Source organism: Streptococcus sp. 27098_8_69 (genome assembly GCF_041432445.1).
Taxonomy (GTDB): Bacteria; Bacillota; Bacilli; order Lactobacillales; family Streptococcaceae; genus Streptococcus.
In genome coordinates, this window is record NZ_JAPVZO010000010.1 from 1 (window position 1) to 20,126 (window position 20,126).

Genomic DNA, 20,126 nt, shown 5'->3' on the forward strand with positions numbered 1-20,126 from the left:
TTGCCAGCCTACACCGGCGATCTTACAGCCAAAGGAACTCAAGAAGCAGGTCACGAAGGTGAATCCCTAGTTCAACCAGAAGCCCCAGCTTATACAGGCGATATTACAGCCAAAGGCACCCAAGAAGCAGGTCACGAAGGCGAATCCCTAGTTCAACCAGAAGCCCCAGCTTACACTAGCGAGCATAGTGCTAAAGGCACGCAAGAAGAAGGCCATGAAGGCGAATCTCTTGTTCAGCCAGAAGCCCCAGCTTATACAGGTGAGCTTACAGCCAAAGGAACCCAAGAAGAAGGTCACCAAGGCGAATCCTTGGTTCAACCAGAGTTGCCAGCCTACACCGGTGAGATTACAGCCAAAGGCACGCAAGAAGAGGGCCATGAAGGCGAATCCTTAGTTCAACCAGAATTGCCAGCCTACACCGGCGAGCTTACAGCTAAAGGCACGCAAGAAGAGGGTCACCAAGGTGAATCTCTTGTCCAGCCAGAATTGCCAGAGTATAAAGTAGCTGAAGCAACTATTACAGAAACTGAAACAGTAGCAGTTCCATATACAAAGGAGTATGTAACTGATGATACTCGTTACACTGATGAAGAAACAGTGCTTCAAAACGGTCAAGCAGGAAGTCAGCTGATTCATCGTGTCTATAAGACAGTCAATGGCCAAAAAGTTGGGGACCCAATCAGCACGAGTACAGAAATTGTTACGGCGCCAGTAAACGAAAAAATTAGTCGTGGTACCAAGGCTATTGAAGGTCAAGTTGAAGAAGTTTCGTTTGAAGAAATTCCTTTCGAGACAAGAACAGAAGTAGACAGCACTCTTCCGAAGGGAACAGAAGTTGTTGCTCAAGCTGGTCAAAACGGTAAGAAAAAGATTACCAAAGTTTATAAGACTCTTAAGGGCGTGAAAACTGCAGATGCTCCAACGATTTCAGAGGAAGTTGTTGAAGCAGCTCAAGATCGTCTCATTAAGAAAGGTGATCAAATCCTGACTGCGCCAACCTTGACCCTCACTCATATAGATAAAGAAGAATTAGAGCGTAGTGCCAAGGTTCGTTATCAATTGGTGAAACCAACAGGTGTAACCATTAAATCTCTTGAAGTTGTTTTGAAAGATGGAGACACTAGCCTTCAAACAGTCAATATGTCTGAGGGAGACCTGACTGCTAATCTTACAAACTTGAAGTATTACAAGGACTACAAGATTGCGACTAAGATGGTTTACGATCGTGGAAATGGGAATGAAGAAGTAGTTCTTGCGGAAGAACCACTGCGCCTTGATCTCAAAAAAGTCGAAGTCAAAAACATTAAGGAAACAAGCCTTATCAGTGTTGATGACCAAGGTGTAGAAACTGATAATAGTCTCTTGTCAGCAAAACCATCAGATGTTAAACCTTATTACTTGAAAGTGACTACTCATGATAACAAGGTGACAAAACTTGCTGTTGATAAGATTGAAGAAGTCACAGTTGATGGTAAAACATTGTTCAAAGTCACTGCTAAAGCACCAGACCTAGTCCAACGCAACGCAGATAATCAGTTTACAGAGGAATATGTCCATTACTTTGCTAAACCAAAAGCCCATGAAGGTGATGTTTATTACGATTTCAATGACCTTGTAAAAGCAATGCAGGCCAATCCTACTGGTACTTTTAAGCTTGGTAGCAGTATGAATGCAAGTAACGTGCAACCAGCTGGCAAGTCTTATGTAACCAATGCCTTCAAGGGAACATTGGAAAGTACAGAAGGTAATAAATTTGCCATCCATAACATTACGAGACCATTGTTTGGTAACATTGAAGGTGGTACTGTCAAGAATCTCTTGCTTGAAAATGTCAACATTGACATGCCTGGATTTGATCGAGTAGCACCAATCGCAAATGTTATTAAAAATAATGCGACTGTCGAAAATGTTAAAGTAACAGGTAATGTTATCGGGGGCAACGATGTAGCTGGTATTATCAATAAAATTGATGGTAGTGGTAAGGTAAGTAATGTTGCCTTTATCGGTAAAATTCACGCTGCTGGAAATAAAGGTTGGTACTTAGCAGGTGTTCTAGGTGAAAACTGGAAAGGTATCGTAGAAAAAGCCTACGTTGATGCTGAAATTACTGGTAACAAGGCAAAAGCTGCAGGATTAGTTTATTCTTCTCAAAATGGTGGAAATAACAATACACTAGGAAGAGAAGGTGTTCTCAGAAATTCAGTTGCTAAAGGTTCTATCGAGCTGAAAGAAGCTGTTCAATCTGGTGGATTGCTGGGTACCAACTGGGCCTTGGGTGCTATTGAAGACAACATCACGATGATGAAAGTCAAAACAGGTGAGATGGTCTTTGGTCACTCTGATATTGACGCCGATGATTACTTCACGTATTCAAGAACAAAACGTAACTTTAGTGTTGAGGGAGTAAGTGAGGGTAATAAATCTTATAAGAATTCTCGCAAGATTCCTAGCATCTCACAAGAAGAAGCTGACAAGAAAATTGAATCAATGGGAATCACTGCTGATAAATTTGAAAGCACCAAACCTGTTGAAGACAAACTCAATAATATTGTCAACAAAGCTGATCAATACAAAACAATCGATGGTTACGATGCCTCTCGTGAACTTGCCTACCGTAATATCGAAAAATTACAACCATTCTACAACAAAGAGTGGATTGTTAACCAAGGAAATAAATTGGCTGCTGGTAGTCCTCTCTTGACTAAGGAAGTCTTGTCTGTTACTGCCATGAAGGGAAATGCCTTTGTGACAGAATTGGCTGATGCTGACCATATTATGGTTCATTATGGTGATAAGACTAAAGACATCTTTACTGTTTCACCGAAAGACTCTAAGGTCAAACAAGTCAAAGAGTACAGCATTGCTGAACTTGGAGAAGTTGTTTACACTCCGAACATGGTTGACAAAGATCGCAGCGATCTTATCAATGCTATTGTTGAAAAATTAAGCCTAGTAGAATTGCAATCAGATCCTATCTACACACACCTAGGTAGAACAGGACAAAATAAAGTTAACGCTATAAAAGATCTTTACCTAGAAGAAAGCTTCAAAGAAGTCAAGGATAATCTGGCTAGATTTGTGAAACAGTTGCTTGAAAATGAAGACCATCAATTAAACACAGATGAAGCTGCTAAACGTGCCTTGATCAAGAAGATTGATGACAACAAGGCTGCTGTTCTTCTTGGTTTGTCTTACCTCAATCGTTACTACGGAGTTAAGTTTGATAACTTCAATATCAAGCAACTCATGTTGTTCAAACCAGACTTCTATGGTAAAAATGTCAATGTGTTAGACTTCTTGATCAAGATTGGTTCCAAAGAAAATAACATTAAAGGTGATAGAACTTTAGAAGCTTATCGCGAAACTATCGGTGGAGTTATCGGTATAGGCGAGTTAAACAGTTTCTTAGACTATAATATGCGTCTATTCACAGAAGACAAAGATCTAAATGATTGGTTCATTAAAGCAACTAAAGATAATGTCTATATCGTGGAACCAAAAACAACAACTCCTGAGTTTGCTGATAAGAAACACAGAGCCTATGAAGGATTAAACAACGATATGCACGGTAAGATGATTCTTCCCCTTCTGAACTTAAAAGATGCACATATGTTCTTAATCTCAACATATAACACTATGGCATACAGCTCATTTGAGAAATATGGCAAGTATACTGAAGCAGAACGTGAAGCATTCAAGAAAGAAATCGATAAAGTAGCCAAAGGTCAACAAAACTACCTAGACTTCTGGTCACGCTTATCATTGGATAAAGTTCGTAATCAACTACTTAAGAGCAACAACATGGTACCTACACCGGTATTAGATAACCAAAACTATAAAGGTATTAGCACAGACCGTTACGGCCACACTGCTAGTGGTAAAGACGTTGCTCCGGTACGTGAATTATATGGACCAACAGGTCGTTATCACGCAACAGACGGTCGTATGGGAGCAGTAGCTCGTGTTTATCCTAAACCATATAAAGATGATTCTGTTTTCTTCATGGTGACAGATATGATTAGTGACTTTGGTATTTCAGCCTTTACTCACGAAACAACTCACGTAAATGACCGTATGGTTTATTTAGGAGGTTCGGGACATCGTGAAGGTACGGACTTAGAAGCGTTTGCTCAAGGGATGTTACAATCTCCTGCTGAATCTAGTCCAAATGGTGATTTTAAAGCGTTAGGATTAAATATGGCCTATGAACGTCCGAATAACGGAAACCAATGGTATAACACTAATCCAAATGATCTTGCATCTCGAGAAGAGATCGATCATTACATGAAAGGTTTCAATGATACGCTCATGCTTCTTGATTACCTAGAAGGTGAAGCCGTTCTTGATAAACGCGATAAAGAACTAAACAACGCTTGGTTCAAGAAGGTTGATAAGCAATATCGAGGAAATAACACCAAGAATCAATTCGATAAGGTTCGACCTTTAAGTGATGATGAAAAGACTATTCCTTTGCGTACAGTTGATGACTTAGTTACGAATAACTTCATGACCAACCGTGGTCCAGGCAACAGAGTTTACAACCCAACTGACTTTGATTCTGCTTATGTCACTGTACCTATTACTGCAGGTATCTACGGTGGGAACACAAGTGAAGGTGCTCCTGGAGCGATGTCATTTAAACACAATACCTTCAGAATCTGGGGTTACTATGGCTACGAAAAAGGCTTCTTAAACTATGCTTCTAACATGCTAAAAGCTGAATCTAAAAAAGCTGGAAAAGATACTCTAGGTGATGACTTCATCATTAGCAAGATTTCTGAAGGAAAATTCAACAATCTTGAAGAATGGAAGAAAGCTTACTTCAAAGAAGTGGTGACAAGTGCCAAAAATGGAATTCAATCTATTGAAATTGATGGTAAAACATACAATAGCTATGAAGACTTGAAACGCGCATTTGCTGAAGCAGTTGATAAAGATAAGGCTACTCTAAGTAACGGATCTGTTAAATTTGACAATACTGTTGCTTTGAAAGAAAAAGTCTTCAAGAAACTTCTTCAACAAACAGATAGCTTTAAAACTTCTATCTTTAAATAATCCAAAGCTCTCATCTGCTTAGCAGGTGGGAGTTTTTGTAATCAAGAAGATTATTGATTTTCCAAACAGATTCCAAGTATTTTTAGCAAGGTAGGTATATAATAGAACTATAAAGTGAATATCTATATTCATATGATGAGCGAGAAAGGTGATGAAGATGAAAAAATGGCAAGCAACTGTATTGGTCTGCACTAGTTTGTTTTGTCTATCAGCTTGTAAAAATCAGACAACAAGCGAGGCTGATAAGCAAAATGAAGACAAACAAGCGCAAGTTAGCTCTCAAATGGCAAAACAAGGGGAAGAAGTTCCAGACTTTGAGCTTATGGGAGTTGATGGTAAAACCTATCGCCTATCAGATTATAAAGGCAAAAAGGTCTATCTCAAATTTTGGGCATCTTGGTGCTCTATTTGTCTAGCCAGCCTCCCTGATACAGATGAACTTGCAAAAGAAGCAAGTGATGACTATGTTGTTTTGACAGTCGTTTCTCCTGGTCAAAAAGGCGAGCAAGCAGAAGAAGGCTTCAAGAAATGGTATCAGGGCTTGGACTATAAAGATTTACCAGTATTGTTAGACCCTTCGGGACAACTTTTGGCGAGTTACGGAGTTCGTTCTTATCCGACTCAGGCCTTTATTGATAAGGAAGGTAGACTCGTTAAGACCCAGCCAGGCTTTATGGACAAGGAAACTATTTTACAGACGCTAAAAAGCATAGATTAGAGGCTCATCATGAATGATAAATTAAAAATAATTGTATTCATTGGAATCATCATTTGCATTATTATTGGATTTTTATTTCTTTTGGAAAAAAGGAGCGCAAGCTACACAGATACCACTCAAATCGAGAAGGCAGCAGTTAGTCAAGGGCAAAAAGTCACGAAAAAAACTGAGCCAAGTAAAGATGCTGACTTACATGATATCTATCTAGCAGGAGGTTGTTTCTGGGGAGTCGAAGAATATTTTTCTCGAGTGGCAGGTGTGACAGATGCTGTTTCTGGCTATGCGAATGGCAGAGGAGAAACAACCCAGTATGAATTGATTGGCCAAACCGGGCATGCTGAGACTGTTCATGTGACCTATGATGCCAATCAAATCTCTCTAAAAGAAATCTTGCTCCATTATTTCCGCATTATCAATCCAATCAGTAAAAATAAGCAGGGAAATGATGTGGGGACTCAGTATCGGACTGGTGTCTACTATAAGGACGAGCATGACCTAGAAGTCATCAATCAAGTTTTTGAACAAGTTGCTCAGAAATACGACCAGCCTCTAGCGGTTGAAAAGGAAGCCTTAAGAAATTTTATTGTGGCTGAGGACTACCACCAAGACTATCTCCAGAAAAATCCTAATGGCTATTGCCATATCAATGTCAATCAAGCGACCTATCCTGTCATTGATGCTAGTCAATATCCAAAACCGAGCGACGATAAATTGAAAAAACTCCTCTCTCCAGAGGAGTATGCTGTGACTCAAAACGGTCAAACAGAACGTGCCTTTTCAAATCGTTACTGGGATCAATTTGAAGCAGGTATTTATGTGGATGTTGCGACTGGCGAACCTCTCTTTTCTTCGAAAGATAAATTTGAATCGGGCTGTGGTTGGCCTAGCTTTACCCAGCCTATCAGCCCAGATGTTGCAACCTACAAGGAAGACAAGTCTTATAATATGGTCAGAACAGAAGTCAGAAGTAGAACTGGTAATTCCCATCTAGGACATGTCTTTACAGACGGACCTACAGAAAAGGGTGGGCTACGATACTGTATCAATAGTCTATCCATCCATTTTATCCCAAAGGATCAAATGGAAGAAAAGGGCTATGGCTATTTGTTGGATTATGTTGAGTGATCTTGAGATTATTAAAAAGTGTTTACTAGAAATATATTTTAATTCATAAGAAGTGTAGAATTTGGATTTTAGAAGAGGTTGGGCAATTTAATCGAACGTGTTGGGATCACTCCTGAAAATTTTTGATTTTGAAAACAAGTAAGGTGAAGGCCATCAGGGTGAATATGGCGCTCTCGGGCTCAATATGGCATACATGCGACCAAATGATGGGGATCAATGGTACAATCCTGATCCAACCAAGTTGCAAACACGCCAGCAGATTGACCACTACATGAAAGGTTATAATGAGGCCTTGATGCTTCTAGATTATCTGGAAGGAGAACGAGTTCTCGCTAAGGATGATCTGGCTTTGAAGAAGGCTTGGTTCAGCAAGATGACCAAGCAAATGCGCTATCAGGACCAAGATAATAAACTCCTTGCTCCAAACCAGTGGGACTATGTCCGTCCATTGACGGATGAGGAAGCCAAGACTCAGCTAAATTCTGTAGATGACCTAATCAAACATAACATCATCACCAATAGGCATTATCAGGGAACTTACAGACCAGAAGAACTCAAGACAGCTTATGTCAATGTCAAGATGGTGGATGCTATCTATGGTGGAAATACCAGTCAGGGAGCTCCAGGAGCCATTTCCTTCAAGCATAATGCCTTCCGTATGTGGGGTTATTTTGGCTACGAAAATGGTTTCCTAGGTTATGCTTCTAATAAGTACAAGGATGAGGCGTTAAGCGAGGGGCATGACACCCTTGGAGATGATTTCATCATCCAGAAGGTTTCGAAGGGCAAGTTCCAGAACTTGGAAGAATGGAAGAAGGCCTGGTTTGATGCTATTATTGCCAAGGCCAAACGAGGAATCCATAGTTTTGAAATTGATGGTCAGCAAATTGATTCTTATGAGAAATTGCAAGACTTGTTTGACCAAGCAGTAGAAACGGATTACCGAAACTTCAAGTATGGAGGCTCAGTTGCCAATTATACAGTAGCTCTGAAGAAAAAAGTCTTCCAAAAACTATTGCAGGTGACAGATGCATTTTCATCTGAACTCTTTCCTAAAGGATAGATAAAAAGTCGGTGTGATAAAAGAGAATGCTATGTTCAGATTTTCTTAGAAAGTGACATCTACTTTATCATTCTCAAAGAATAAAATTGCCAGATCTCCTGTTGGGGTCTGGCTTTTATGGTATACTTAGGATATGCATAGAAAAACAGTGATTGATTTTAGGGCTTTGGGTGAGCGATACACCTTTACCCAGCCTATCAAAGAGTTAAAAACTAGAGATTTAGCAGAAGTAACAGACTTGTTAGCTCAAGTGGAAAGCTACCAAGAGCAAGGCTATTATGTAGTTGGTTATGTTAGTTATGAAGCAGCGCCAGCTTTTGAGGAGAAGTTGGCGGTTCACTCAGGTCCCTTGTTAGGAGAGTATCTCCTCTATTTCACTATTCATGACAGCGTTGAAAAATCTAGTATTCCTCTGACTTATGAGGAGGTGGCTTTACCATCAAACTGGCAGGAAGTAACATCTGCTGAGGACTATGAAAAAGTGATTGCTCAGATTCATCATCATTTACGACAAGGCGATACTTATCAGGTCAATTATACGGTTCAACTCAAGCAGGAGTTGTCTGCTAATCCTTTTGCTATCTACAATCGCATGGTGGTAGAGCAGGAGGCAGGTTACAATGCCTATGTTGAACATGACGATATGGCAGTGATTTCCATGAGTCCAGAACTCTTTTTTGAACAAAATGATCGTGAATTGACAACTCGCCCAATGAAGGGGACGACTAAACGTGGTCTGACTGATGCTGAAGACTTGAAAGAGGCAGTTTGGTTGGAGCAGGATTCCAAAAATCGCTCAGAAAATATGATGATAGTGGACCTCTTGCGCAATGACATGAATCGTCTGTCTGAGGTGGGAAGTGAGCATGTGGAACGTTTATGTCAGGTGGAACAGTATTCAACGGTTTGGCAGATGACTTCGACCATCAAGAGTCAGTTACGACCGGATATTGACCTAGTAGAAATCTTCCGTTCACTCTTTCCATGTGGTTCTATTACAGGAGCTCCCAAGATAGCGACTATGGAAATTATCAAAGACTTGGAGCCCCAACCCAGAGGAGTTTATTGTGGAACTGTTGGTCTCTTGCTTCCCAATGGCCGACGGATTTTCAATGTGGCAATTCGAACCATTCAACTGCATGGAGGGCAAGCCATCTATGGAGTCGGTGGAGGCATCACTTGGGATAGCACTTGGGAGTCAGAATACCGTGAAGTCCAGCAAAAGGCTGCTGTTCTTTACCGAAAACAGCCTCGTTTTCAATTGATTACGACAGGGAAAATCAGCCAGAAAAAATTACTCTTTGAAAATCAACATCTGGAAAGACTGCAAAAGGCTAGTCGTTATTTTGCCTTTACATTTGATGAAGATAGTTTGAGACAAAAGATAGAGGAAGAGTGTCAAGTTTGTGACCTCCATCAAGACTACCGTTTGCGAATCAGTCTCAATAAGTCTGGAGAAATAGACATTGATCGCCAAGTATTGACACCACTTAGTTCTGGCTTCTGTCAGGCTAAACTTTGTCTGCAAGAAGCTGATTTGCAGCAGGCCTTTACCTACTTTAAGACGACACACCGCCCACATTTGACAGTGGGAAATCAGGAAATCATCTATCATACTGCTGATGGAAAATTGCTTGAAACCTCTATTGGCAATCTGGTTTTGAAAATGGATGGGAAACTCTATACACCGCCAAGTCAACTAGGCCTGTTACCAGGGATTTATCGTCAACACTTACTTGAAAATGGGCAAGTAGAGGAGAAAATTCTGACTTTAGCAGATTTGAATCAAGCAGAAGCTATCTATGGTTGTAATGCAGTCAGAGGCTTGTATGAGTTGTCAGTAAAGGAGCACTAAATGAAACTTATATTTTTACACGGTTTGGGACAGTCAGCAGATAGTTGGAAAGTAGTTCAGGATTTGCTGGCAGATTATCCCTCTGAAGCACTGGACTTATTTCCTTCAGGAGTTGGGACCTACCAAGAAGCCAAAGAGCGCATTTATCAACACTTATCAGAGGAGACAGAACCTTTTGTCTTAATCGGTTTGTCTTTAGGGGCTGCCCTTGCGTTGGAGCTTTCAAGTTATGATCTACCAAATCTTCAGGCCTTGGTTTTGTCAGGATGTCCACTGAAATTAGCAGGTAACATTCCTTTTTACATTCAGTTGCTGATATTCAAATTGCTTCCTAAGAGGATATATGAGAAGCAGGGGGCAGATAAGGCTCTTATGGTTGGAGTTTCTGAGGAATTAAAAACACTTGATTTAAGAGAGATTGCACGGAATTGTCCCTATCCAAGCTTGTTAATTTGTGGTAGTCAGGATAAGCCTAATCTCAGTTCAATGAAAAGTATTCATGAACTGATGCCAGATTCCCAGTTTGAAATTATCCCTGATGGCCCTCATGTTTTGAATAAGGCAAAACCAAAAGAGTTTGCAGAATTAACCAGAAGTTTTCTTGAATTGCTGAAACAAGTTTGATAAAATAATATTGAGATTGATATTATAATTTTAGGAGAAAATCATGAACAAACGTCATTTATTAAAACTAGGCCTAGCTTCTTTACCTGCCCTAGCTTTGTTTTTACAACCTGTTGTGGCAGATGAAAGTATCCATTTTTCAAGCTGTAAGGAAGCTTGGGAGAATGGATATGCAGATATTCATAAGGGAGAACCAGGTTATTCTGCTACTCTGGATAAGGATCATGATGGAATCGCTTGTGAATCGAAGAATGCGCCTCAGGGAGTTTTAAAAGAGAAAAAGACGAATATATCTCAAGCTAACAACAGTGTAGCACCAAATAGTGCAACACCAAATAGTGCAGTATCTGCTCCTAGTGCAGCAGCTGTAAGTGGCTGGGTTCGTCAGAATGGATCTTGGTACTATTTTTCTGAAAATGGGAAACCAGTAACAAATACTTGGCAGGGTGCTTACTATCTCAAGTCAGATGGAAGAATGGCTGAGAATGAGTGGGTATACGATAACTATTACCAAGCTTGGTATTACCTCAAATCAGATGGATCTTATGCGCATAATACTTGGCAAGGAAGTTACTACCTCAAATCAGATGGTAAAATGGCTCAGGGTGAATGGATTTATGATTCTTACTACCAAGCCTGGTATTACCTCAAATCAGATGGATCTTATGCGCATAATACTTGGCAAGGTGCATATTACCTCAAGTCAAATGGTAAAATGGCTCAGAGTGAGTGGGTCTATGATTCTTCTTACCAAGCCTGGTATTACTTGAAATCAGATGGATCTTATGCTCGTAATGCATGGCAAGGAAATTACTATTTGAAATCGGATGGTAAAATGGCTAAGAATGAGCGAGTGGATGGCGGACGCTATTATGTAGATGCTTCTGGTTTGTGGAAACCATAGAATAGAAAAAAGTTTGGAAAAGCAATGCAAACCTTTGCACTGAATGGCAGATTTTGTTATACTAGTACTGTAAGCATTTTCAATTAAGGATAAGGAGAAGACGATGAGTCAAAAGATTATTGGGATTGACCTTGGTGGAACTTCTATCAAGTTTGCAATTTTAACGCAAGAAGGAGAAATCCAAGAAAAATGGTCTATCAAGACTAACATTTTGGATGAAGGAAGCCATATCGTAGACGATATGATTGAAACTATTCAACATCGTTTGGGCTTGCTTGGATTGTCTGCTGAAGATTTCCGTGGAATTGGTATGGGATCACCTGGTGTGGTTGACCGTGAAAAAGGGACTGTTATTGGTGCCTACAACTTGAACTGGAAAACTCTTCAACCAATCAAAGAAAAAATGGAAAAAGCCTTGGGTATTCCATTCTTCATCGACAACGACGCTAACGTGGCAGCTCTTGGTGAGCGTTGGATGGGTGCTGGTGACAACCAACCAGATGTTGTCTTTATGACACTTGGTACAGGTGTTGGTGGCGGTATCGTAGCAGAAGGTAAATTGCTTCACGGTGTTGCAGGTGCTGCTGGTGAACTTGGACACATCACAGTTGACTTTGATCAACCAATCGCATGTACTTGTGGTAAAAAAGGCTGTCTTGAGACAGTAGCTTCAGCGACAGGTATCGTTAACTTGACTCGTCGTTACGCAGATGAATACGAAGGCGATGCAGAGTTGAAACGCTTGATTGATGACGGAGAAGAAGTAACAGCTAAAACTGTCTTTGATTTGGCAAAAGAAGGGGACGACCTTGCTTTGATCGTTTACCGTAACTTCTCACGTTACTTGGGTATTGCATGTGCTAACATCGGTTCAATCCTAAACCCATCAACAATTGTTATCGGTGGTGGTGTGTCAGCTGCTGGAGATTTCCTTCTTCAAGGCGTGCAAAAGGTTTATGATGAAAATACCTTCCCACAAGTTCGCACAACAACTAAGTTGGCTCTTGCAACTCTAGGAAATGACGCTGGAGTGATTGGTGCTGCGTCACTTGTCTTGCAATAAATATAAACATAAAAAGGAGAAAATTGCTTTCTGTAAGCGAGTGATTTTCCTCCTTTCTTTTTTTATGCTATACTAGTTAAGACAATGAATGAGGTGATAGCAAATGACAAAAGCAGACACGATTTTTAAAGAAAATATCGAGCGAATCTTGAATGAGGGTGTGTTTTCCGAGCAAGCACGTCCCAAGTATAAGGATGGAACAGTAGCTAACTCCAAGTACATCACAGGTGCTTTTGCGGAGTACGATTTATCTAAGGGCGAATTTCCCATCACGACTTTGCGCCCAATCGCAATCAAATCAGCCATCAAGGAAGTACTTTGGATCTACCAAGACCAGACCAATAGTTTGGAAGTTCTCAATGACAAGTACAATGTTCACTACTGGAATGACTGGGAAGTTGGAGATACAGGGACTATTGGGGAACGTTATGGAGCTGTTGTTAAGAAACACGATATCATCAATAAGCTTCTCAAGCAGTTGGAAGCCAATCCTTGGAACCGCCGCAATATCATTTCGCTCTGGGATTACCAAGCTTTCGAAGAAACAGACGGGTTGCTCCCATGCGCCTTTCAGACCATGTTTGATGTCCGTCGTGTTGATGGAGAAATCTATCTGGATGCGACCTTGACCCAGCGTTCTAACGATATGCTTGTAGCTCATCATATCAATGCCATGCAGTATGTAGCTCTTCAAATGATGATTGCTAAACACTTTGGTTGGAAAGTTGGAAAATTCTTCTACTTTATTAACAACCTTCACATCTATGACAATCAATTTGAACAAGCTCAGGAATTGCTTCGTCGTGAGCCTTCAAATTGCCAACCACGTTTGGTCTTGAATGTACCAGATAAGACTAATTTCTTTGATATTAAAGCAGAGGATTTTGAGTTGGTTGACTATGATCCTGTGAAACCGCAATTGAAGTTTGACTTGGCCATTTAATACTCTCTGAAAATCTCTTCAAACCACGCTAGATTCCTTTTCCTATTTGGTTTTTATTGAGTATAAAAGAATAGAAAAAAAGAAGTTGAGAAAAATCCCAACTTCTTTTGTTTTTTAACGTGATACGCGACGACGCGCTGCTTTTTTACGGTTTTCTTCGATGAAAGCTGCTTTTTGTTCTTCTGGTTCGATCACTTTCTTTTTAACTGCGTATACTGCACCTGCAACTGCAGCGACAGTTCCTGCAATACCTGTCACAAGACCTTTAGCGAATCCTTTAGCCATGAGTATTCCTCCTTTAACTTATAAATCAGCCAGCTACCTCAAGAGGTCGCATTTTTCTGACTGACCTTTTTGTGATATAATAATAGTAGCGAAAAAATGGGAATTTTTCAAGGAAAAAAGATGAAAACAAAAATAATTGTGATTGTTGGACCGACTGCAGTTGGAAAGACAGCTCTAGCCATTGAAGTTGCTAAGCGTTTTAATGGTGAAGTAGTTAGTGGAGATAGCCAGCAAGTCTATCGAGGACTAGATATTGGGACAGCCAAGGCTAGTTCAGAGGAGCAGGCAAGTGTTCCTCATCACTTGATTGATGTGAGAGATGTAACCGAGTCTTACTCGGCTTTTGATTTTGTTTCAGAAGCTAAGGCAGCCATTGAGGATATTCAAAGTCGCGGCAAACTAGCTATTATCGCTGGTGGGACAGGTCTTTATATCCAGAGTCTGCTAGAAGGATATCATTTAGGTGGTGAGACTCCCCATGAGGAGATTTTAGCTTATCGAGCTAGTTTGGAGCCTTATACAGATGAGGAATTAGCCCATTTGGTGGATCAAGCAGGCCTTGCAATTCCCCAGTTTAATCGTCGCCGTGCCATGCGTGCCTTAGAAATTTCCCATTTTGGTCAAGACTTGGAAAATCAAGAGACCTTGTATGAGCCGCTGATTATTTGCTTGGATGATGAGCGTAGTCAATTGTATGAACGGATTAACCACCGTGTGGATTTGATGTTTGAAGCTGGACTATTGGATGAAGTCAAGTGGCTGTTTGACCATTATCCAGATGTACAGGCTGCTAAAGGCATTGGCTACAAGGAACTATTTCCCTATTTTCGAGGGGAGCAAAGTTTGGAGGAGTCTGGCGATAGTCTCAAGCAGGCAACTCGTCGATTTGCCAAACGTCAGCTAACCTGGTTCCGTAACCGCATGCAGGTAACCTTTTATCAGATTGGAGAACCTGGTGTGAAAGAGCGTATTTTCAGCCAGATTGAGGAGTTTTTAGATGATTGAAACGGAGAAAAAAGAAGAGCGTGTCCTGCTGATTGGTGTTGAACTCCAGGGCATGGATAATTTTGACCTTTCCATGGAAGAACTGGCTAGTCTGGCTAAGACGGCTGGGGCAGTTGTAGTCGATAGTTACAGACAAAAACGTGAAAAATACGACTCTAAGACCTTTGTCGGATCTGGTAAGTTGGAAGAAATTGCTCAAATGGTGGATGCAGAAGAAATCACAACTGTCATTGTCAACAACCGTCTGACACCACGGCAAAATGTCAATTTAGAAGAAGTTCTAGGGGTCAAGGTTATTGACCGGATGCAGTTGATTTTGGATATCTTTGCCATGCGGGCTCGAAGCCATGAAGGAAAGCTTCAAGTTCATCTTGCGCAACTCAAATACCTCTTGCCTCGCTTGGTTGGTCAAGGAATTATGCTCAGCCGTCAGGCAGGAGGGATTGGTTCTCGTGGTCCAGGTGAAAGTCAGCTGGAGCTGAATCGTCGAAGTGTTCGTAACCAAATCACCGATATCGAGCGTCAGCTCAAAGTCGTTGAGAAAAATCGGGCAACAGTTCGAGAAAAACGTTTGGAGTCAAGTACCTTTAAGATTGGTTTGATTGGTTATACCAATGCTGGTAAATCGACTATTATGAATACTCTGACCAGCAAGACCCAGTATGAGGCAGATGAGCTCTTTGCGACTCTGGATGCGACAACTAAGAGTATTCATCTGGGGGGCAATCTTCAGGTTACCTTGACCGACACCGTTGGGTTTATTCAAGATTTGCCGACAGAGTTGGTGTCTAGTTTCAAGTCGACCTTGGAAGAAAGCAAGCATGTAGACCTTTTGGTTCATGTTATCGATGCCAGCAATCCCTACCATGAGGAACATGAAAAAACGGTCCTGTCTATCATGAAAGACTTGGACATGGAGGATATTCCTCGCCTGACCCTTTATAATAAAGCAGATTTGGTGGAGGACTTTACGCCTACCCAAACGCCTTATGCATTGATCTCTGCCAAGTCTAAAGATAGTCGAGAACAGTTGCAAGCTTTGTTGCTAGATAAGATCAAGGAAATTTTTGAACCCTTTACTTTGCGCGTGCCTTTTTCTAAGTCTTACAAGATTCATGATTTAGAAAGTGTTGCGATTCTTGAAGAACGTAACTACCAAGATGACGGCGAAGTCATCAGAGGCTACATTTCTGAGAAAAATAAATGGAGATTAGAAGAATTTTATGACTGATATCAAATCATTAGCTCTCAAATATGGTGGCTATACAAGTCTAGACAAGGTATATTTGGACCATCTTCTAGCTGGTAGGTCTGAAGAGGAGCAACTAGCTCTCATCACCCCTCCACCCAGCGTAGTGAATGCCTACTTTGCAGAACTCTACCAGAAAAAGAGTTCTCAAGCTGCGACAGATTATTTTGCAGAAGTCAGCCAGGAACTAAATCTCTACAATGCTGAGCCAAGTTTCACATTTGAAAACAAGCCTTTTATCCGGCTCAATCTGTCTGGTAAATCCTTTGGTTTTTGTTATGAGAGTGAGGGACTGGGTCGAATTTTCTCTGAGAATGAAGAGAGGATTTCAGATGACTTGCTTTTTGAAATTGCGCAAATTTTTCCCCATCAACTAGTCTTTGAAGAGTCTGGTAAGATTTATATGAAGGCTGTCGGGGACGAGGAAGTTGTTAACGTGGAAAATCTCACAGCCTTGACAGATCTGGAAAGTTTGGCAGATGGTCGCAAGCGTCTCAAAGGCTATAGTCAAGAGGATTTGCTACAAGAAGCTGAATCTTTCTCTGGCAAGTTTTATTACCGCTCGGAAAATCGCACTGCTATGTTATATATTGATTAATTAGAAAGTATCGAATGGATATTCAATTTTTAGGAACGGGGGCTGGTCAGCCCTCTAAAGCCCGCAACGTTTCAAGCCTTGCCCTGAAACTCTTGGACGAGATTAACGAAGTCTGGCTCTTTGACTGTGGAGAAGGAACGCAAAATCGCATTCTGGAAACCACGATTCGACCACGAAAAATCAGCAAAATCTTTATCACCCACTTACACGGAGACCATATCTTTGGCTTACCAGGTTTTCTTTCAAGTCGCGCTTTTCAAGCCAATGAAGAGCAGACAGATTTGGAAATCTATGGACCTCAAGGCATCAAATCATTTGTCTTGACTAGTTTGCGTGTCTCTGGTTCTCGTCTGCCCTATAAGATTCATTTCCATGAGTTTGACAAGGATTCCCTAGGGAAAATTCTCGAAACTGATAAATTCATGGTGTATGCAGAAGAGTTGGATCACACTATTTTCTGTGTCGGTTATCGTATCATGCAAAAGGATTTAGAAGGAACCTTGGATGCTGAAAAGCTCAAAGCTGCTGGTGTGCCATTTGGACCACTCTTTGGAAAAATCAAAAACGGTCAGGATGTTGTCCTAGAGGACGGCACCGAGATCAAGGCAGCAGATTATATCTCAGCACCACGACCTGGTAAGATTATTACCATCTTGGGAGATACTCGAAAAACAGATGCCAGTGTGCGTCTGGCTGTCAATGCAGATGTTCTTGTCCATGAGTCGACTTATGGCAAGGGAGACGAAAAGATTGCCCGCAACCACGGTCACTCAACCAATATGCAAGCTGCTCAGGTTGCAGTAGAAGCAGGAGCTAAACGCCTCTTACTCAACCATATCAGTGCTCGTTTTCTTTCAAAAGATATCAGCCAGCTAAAGAAAGATGCGGCAACAATTTTTGAAAATGTCCATGTGGTTAAAGACCTAGAAGAAGTGGAAATCTAGGATCTCGAGAAAGGATAAATATGTCTACGATTCTCATTACGGGTGCTAGTGGTGGTCTAGCTCAAGAAATGGTCAAACTCTTGCCAGATGATCAACTCATCTTGCTAGGTAGAAATAAGGAAAAACTCAGTCAACTCTATAGAAATCACCCACATGCAGAATTAGTCGAGATAGATATTACCGATAGTCAAGCCTTAGAAGGACTGGTAGCTGACCTCTATCTCCGCTATGGTAAGATAGATGTCTTGATTAACAACGCTGGCTACGGGATTTTTGAGGAATTTGACAAGATCTCTAATCAAGATATTCATCAAATGTTTGAGGTCAACACCTTTGCTCTCATGAATCTGTCTCGGTTGGTTGGAGCTCGTATGAAGGAGACACGAAAAGGCCATATCATCAATATCGTCAGCATGGCAGGTTTGATAGCTACTGGCAAGTCCAGTCTTTACTCAGCGACCAAGTTTGCGGCTATTGGTTTTTCAAATGCTCTTCGCCTTGAGCTCATGCCCTATAGTGTCTATGTGACGACGGTTAATCCAGGTCCGATTCGTACAGGATTTTTTGACCAGGCTGATCCAGATGGAACCTATCTTAAGTCGGTTGATCGTTTTCTCTTGGAACCTGACGCAGTAGCTAGAAAGATTGTTAAAACCATAGGAAAAAACAAGCGGGAACTCAATCTTCCAATCTTGCTGCACTTAGCCCATAAGTTTTATACCCTCTTTCCCAAGTCGGCAGATAAGTTAGCTGGGGAGACTTTTAATTATAAGTAGAATCCTATTCGCACCTCAAGAGCCAGTAAACACTGACTTTTGGGGTGTTTTATTATCAAATATATCCCAGTATTGCAAATCGAATTTTAAAATAGTATACTAGAACCAGCAATTATGAAAACGTTTGCGTGTTTATTAATTTTAGGAGACAAGACATGGAATTAACAGCCATTTATCATAGACCAGAATCAGAGTATGCTTATCTGTACAAAGAAGGTCAGCTACATATCCGAATTAGAACCAAGAAAAATGATGTCCAGAAGGTCATTTTACACTATGGTGACCCCTTTATTTTTATTGAGGATAATTATGAAGCCAAGAAAGAAATGACAAAAGTAACCTCAGATGCTTTATTTGATTATTGGCAGGTTACGGTGTCGGTTAATTTTGCACGGATTCAGTATTTCTTTGAACTTCTTGATACAGAAGGCCAGGATGTCTACTATGGAGATAGGGGTTGTGTAGAACATACTCAAGAAAACTTGGATGCTGAAAGTAATGGCTTCAAGCTTCCTTACATTCACGAAATCGACGGTTGCCAAGTTCCTAGCTGGGTTTCAAATACCGTTTGGTATCAGATTTTCCCAGAACGCTTTGCCAATGGGAATCCTAAATTGACTCCTGATGGAGCTCGAGAGTGGGATGCAGAGATTTCTCCTGAAAGGGATGATTTTTTTGGCGGAGACTTGCAAGGAATTATCGACCACCTAGACTATCTAAAAGACTTGGGAAACACAGGACTTTACCTATGTCCGATTTTTGAAGCTACAACCAATCACAAGTATGATACGACAGATTATTTTGAAATCGACCGTCACTTTGGAGACAAGGAAGTCTTCCGTAATCTAGTCGAGGAAGCTCATAAACGTGGCATTAAGATCATGCTTGATGCGGTGTTTAACCATATCGGTTACCAGTCGGCTCAGTGGCAAGATGTTCTGAAGAATGGAGAAAAGTCAGCTTATAAGGATTGGTTCCATATTCAAGAATTTCCAGTTACTGAGGATAAACTTCAGAATCCAAGACAACTCCCTTATCATACTTTTGCCTTTGCTAGCTATATGCCTAAGTTAAATACAGCAAATCCTGAAGTCAAAGACTATCTTCTCAGTGTTGCAACTTACTGGATTGAAAATTTTGATATTGATGCTTGGCGCTTGGACGTTGCCAATGAAATTGACCATCAGTTCTGGAAAGATTTTAGAAAGGCAGTTCTCGCTAAAAAGCCTGATTTGTATATTTTAGGTGAAATCTGGCATACGTCTCAGCCTTGGCTAAAAGGGGATGAGTTCCATGCAGTTATGAACTACCCACTTTCTGAAAGTATCAAGGATTATTTCTTGCGTCAGCATAAAAAGACAGAGCAGTTTATTTCAGAAATCAATAGCCAGTCTATGTACTATAAGCAACAAATCTCGGAAGTGATGTTTAACCTTTTAGACTCTCACGATACAGAGCGTATCCTCACGACTGCCAAAGGAAATATCCAGCATGTTAAGGCTGCTCTCGCCTTCCTCTATCTTCAAAAAGGGACTCCTTGTATCTATTACGGAACAGAGCTGGCACTTAAAGGTGGACCAGATCCCGATTGCCGTCGTGTCATGCCTTGGGACCGTGTTTCTGAGGACAATGATATGCTGAATTTCATGAAGAAATTAATTAAGGTTCGTAAGGAAGTGGCAAGCATGATCCAGCATGGTTCCTATAGCTTGCAAGAAGTGAAACTAGATGTTTTATCCTTGAAGTGGAGCTACCAAGGAAAAGAAGTTCAGGCTATCTTTAATCAGTCTAAGGAAAATTTTGTCTTGGACAGAGATTCAGTTGATTTAGCGAGTCATTGTCAGGTTAAGGAGGGACAACAAATCATCTTACCAGCTGGATTTGTGGTCTATATTTCTGACTAAAAAAGGATTAAAATA

The 20,126-nt window shown here is 40.9% G+C and carries 15 protein-coding genes and 1 pseudogene; 15 read left to right on the forward strand and 1 reads right to left on the reverse strand.

The features are described 5' to 3' along the window. From O3658_RS04855 to O3658_RS04895, 9 genes and pseudogenes are all read left to right on the forward strand, one after another. On the forward strand, window positions 1-5,055 hold a 5,055-nt coding region (locus O3658_RS04855), incomplete at its 5' end, for a ZmpA/ZmpB/ZmpC family metallo-endopeptidase (protein WP_371559667.1). Between the two features lie 157 nt (window positions 5,056-5,212). Beyond that, window positions 5,213-5,773, forward strand: a complete 561-nt coding sequence (locus O3658_RS04860; protein ID WP_371559669.1) for a TlpA family protein disulfide reductase — start codon at window positions 5,213-5,215, stop codon at window positions 5,771-5,773. A 9-nt stretch (window positions 5,774-5,782) separates the two neighbouring features. Continuing rightward, window positions 5,783-6,898 (forward strand): peptide-methionine (R)-S-oxide reductase MsrB, encoded by a 1,116-nt coding sequence (gene msrB / locus O3658_RS04865; protein WP_371559671.1) that lies wholly within the window; start codon window positions 5,783-5,785, stop codon window positions 6,896-6,898. 166 nt (window positions 6,899-7,064) lie between these two features. Next, a pseudogene (locus O3658_RS04870) lies at window positions 7,065-7,961 on the forward strand (ZmpA/ZmpB/ZmpC family metallo-endopeptidase); the annotation flags it as partial. 133 nt (window positions 7,962-8,094) lie between these two features. Beyond that, window positions 8,095-9,816: an aminodeoxychorismate synthase component I gene (gene pabB / locus O3658_RS04875; protein ID WP_371559673.1), complete on the forward strand. Its 1,722-nt coding sequence runs from the start codon at window positions 8,095-8,097 to the stop codon at window positions 9,814-9,816. Beyond that, window positions 9,817-10,440 carry an alpha/beta fold hydrolase gene (locus tag O3658_RS04880; protein ID WP_371559675.1) on the forward strand — a complete coding sequence of 208 codons (624 nt, stop codon included), beginning with the start codon at window positions 9,817-9,819 and terminating at the stop codon, window positions 10,438-10,440. It begins immediately after the preceding gene. Between the two features lie 43 nt (window positions 10,441-10,483). Then, window positions 10,484-11,344: an excalibur calcium-binding domain-containing protein gene (locus O3658_RS04885; RefSeq protein ID WP_371559677.1), complete on the forward strand. Its 861-nt coding sequence runs from the start codon at window positions 10,484-10,486 to the stop codon at window positions 11,342-11,344. Window positions 11,345-11,447: 103 nt separating this feature from the next. Next, complete coding sequence (locus O3658_RS04890; protein ID WP_371559679.1) at window positions 11,448-12,407, forward strand: ROK family glucokinase; 960 nt, start codon at window positions 11,448-11,450, stop codon at window positions 12,405-12,407. A gap of 103 nt (window positions 12,408-12,510) precedes the next feature. Further along, a complete protein-coding gene (locus O3658_RS04895) occupies window positions 12,511-13,350 on the forward strand; it encodes a thymidylate synthase (protein ID WP_371559681.1) in 840 nt (279 codons plus the stop codon). Window positions 13,351-13,464: 114 nt separating this feature from the next. Here O3658_RS04895 and O3658_RS04900 read toward each other — a convergent pair whose 3' ends face one another. After that, the gene (locus O3658_RS04900; RefSeq protein WP_049526232.1) at window positions 13,465-13,635 is read right to left on the reverse strand and encodes a DUF3042 family protein; all 171 of its coding nucleotides are present in this window, start codon (window positions 13,633-13,635) and stop codon (window positions 13,465-13,467) included. A 120-nt stretch (window positions 13,636-13,755) separates the two neighbouring features. Between O3658_RS04900 and miaA the strand changes: the two genes are divergently transcribed. The 6 genes from miaA (at window position 13,756) to O3658_RS04930 (ending at window position 20,111) form a co-directional block, all read left to right on the forward strand. After that, the gene (gene miaA, locus O3658_RS04905; protein ID WP_371559683.1) at window positions 13,756-14,640 is read left to right on the forward strand and encodes a tRNA (adenosine(37)-N6)-dimethylallyltransferase MiaA; all 885 of its coding nucleotides are present in this window, start codon (window positions 13,756-13,758) and stop codon (window positions 14,638-14,640) included. After that, window positions 14,633-15,871 carry a GTPase HflX gene (gene hflX / locus O3658_RS04910; RefSeq protein WP_371559685.1) on the forward strand — a complete coding sequence of 413 codons (1,239 nt, stop codon included), beginning with the start codon at window positions 14,633-14,635 and terminating at the stop codon, window positions 15,869-15,871. The genes miaA and hflX overlap by 8 nt, the downstream gene beginning before the upstream one ends. After that, window positions 15,864-16,487, forward strand: a complete 624-nt coding sequence (locus O3658_RS04915) for a cystathionine beta-lyase (RefSeq protein ID WP_371559687.1) — start codon at window positions 15,864-15,866, stop codon at window positions 16,485-16,487. The genes hflX and O3658_RS04915 overlap by 8 nt, the downstream gene beginning before the upstream one ends. A 14-nt stretch (window positions 16,488-16,501) precedes the next feature. Then, entirely contained in the window at window positions 16,502-17,431 is a 930-nt protein-coding gene (rnz, locus tag O3658_RS04920; RefSeq protein ID WP_371559689.1) for a ribonuclease Z, read from the forward strand. Between the two features lie 20 nt (window positions 17,432-17,451). Next, a complete protein-coding gene (locus O3658_RS04925) occupies window positions 17,452-18,207 on the forward strand; it encodes an SDR family NAD(P)-dependent oxidoreductase (RefSeq protein ID WP_371559691.1) in 756 nt (251 codons plus the stop codon). 155 nt (window positions 18,208-18,362) lie between these two features. After that, window positions 18,363-20,111, forward strand: a complete 1,749-nt coding sequence (locus O3658_RS04930; protein WP_371559693.1) for a glycoside hydrolase family 13 protein — start codon at window positions 18,363-18,365, stop codon at window positions 20,109-20,111. Window positions 20,112-20,126: the final 15 nt, after the last annotated feature.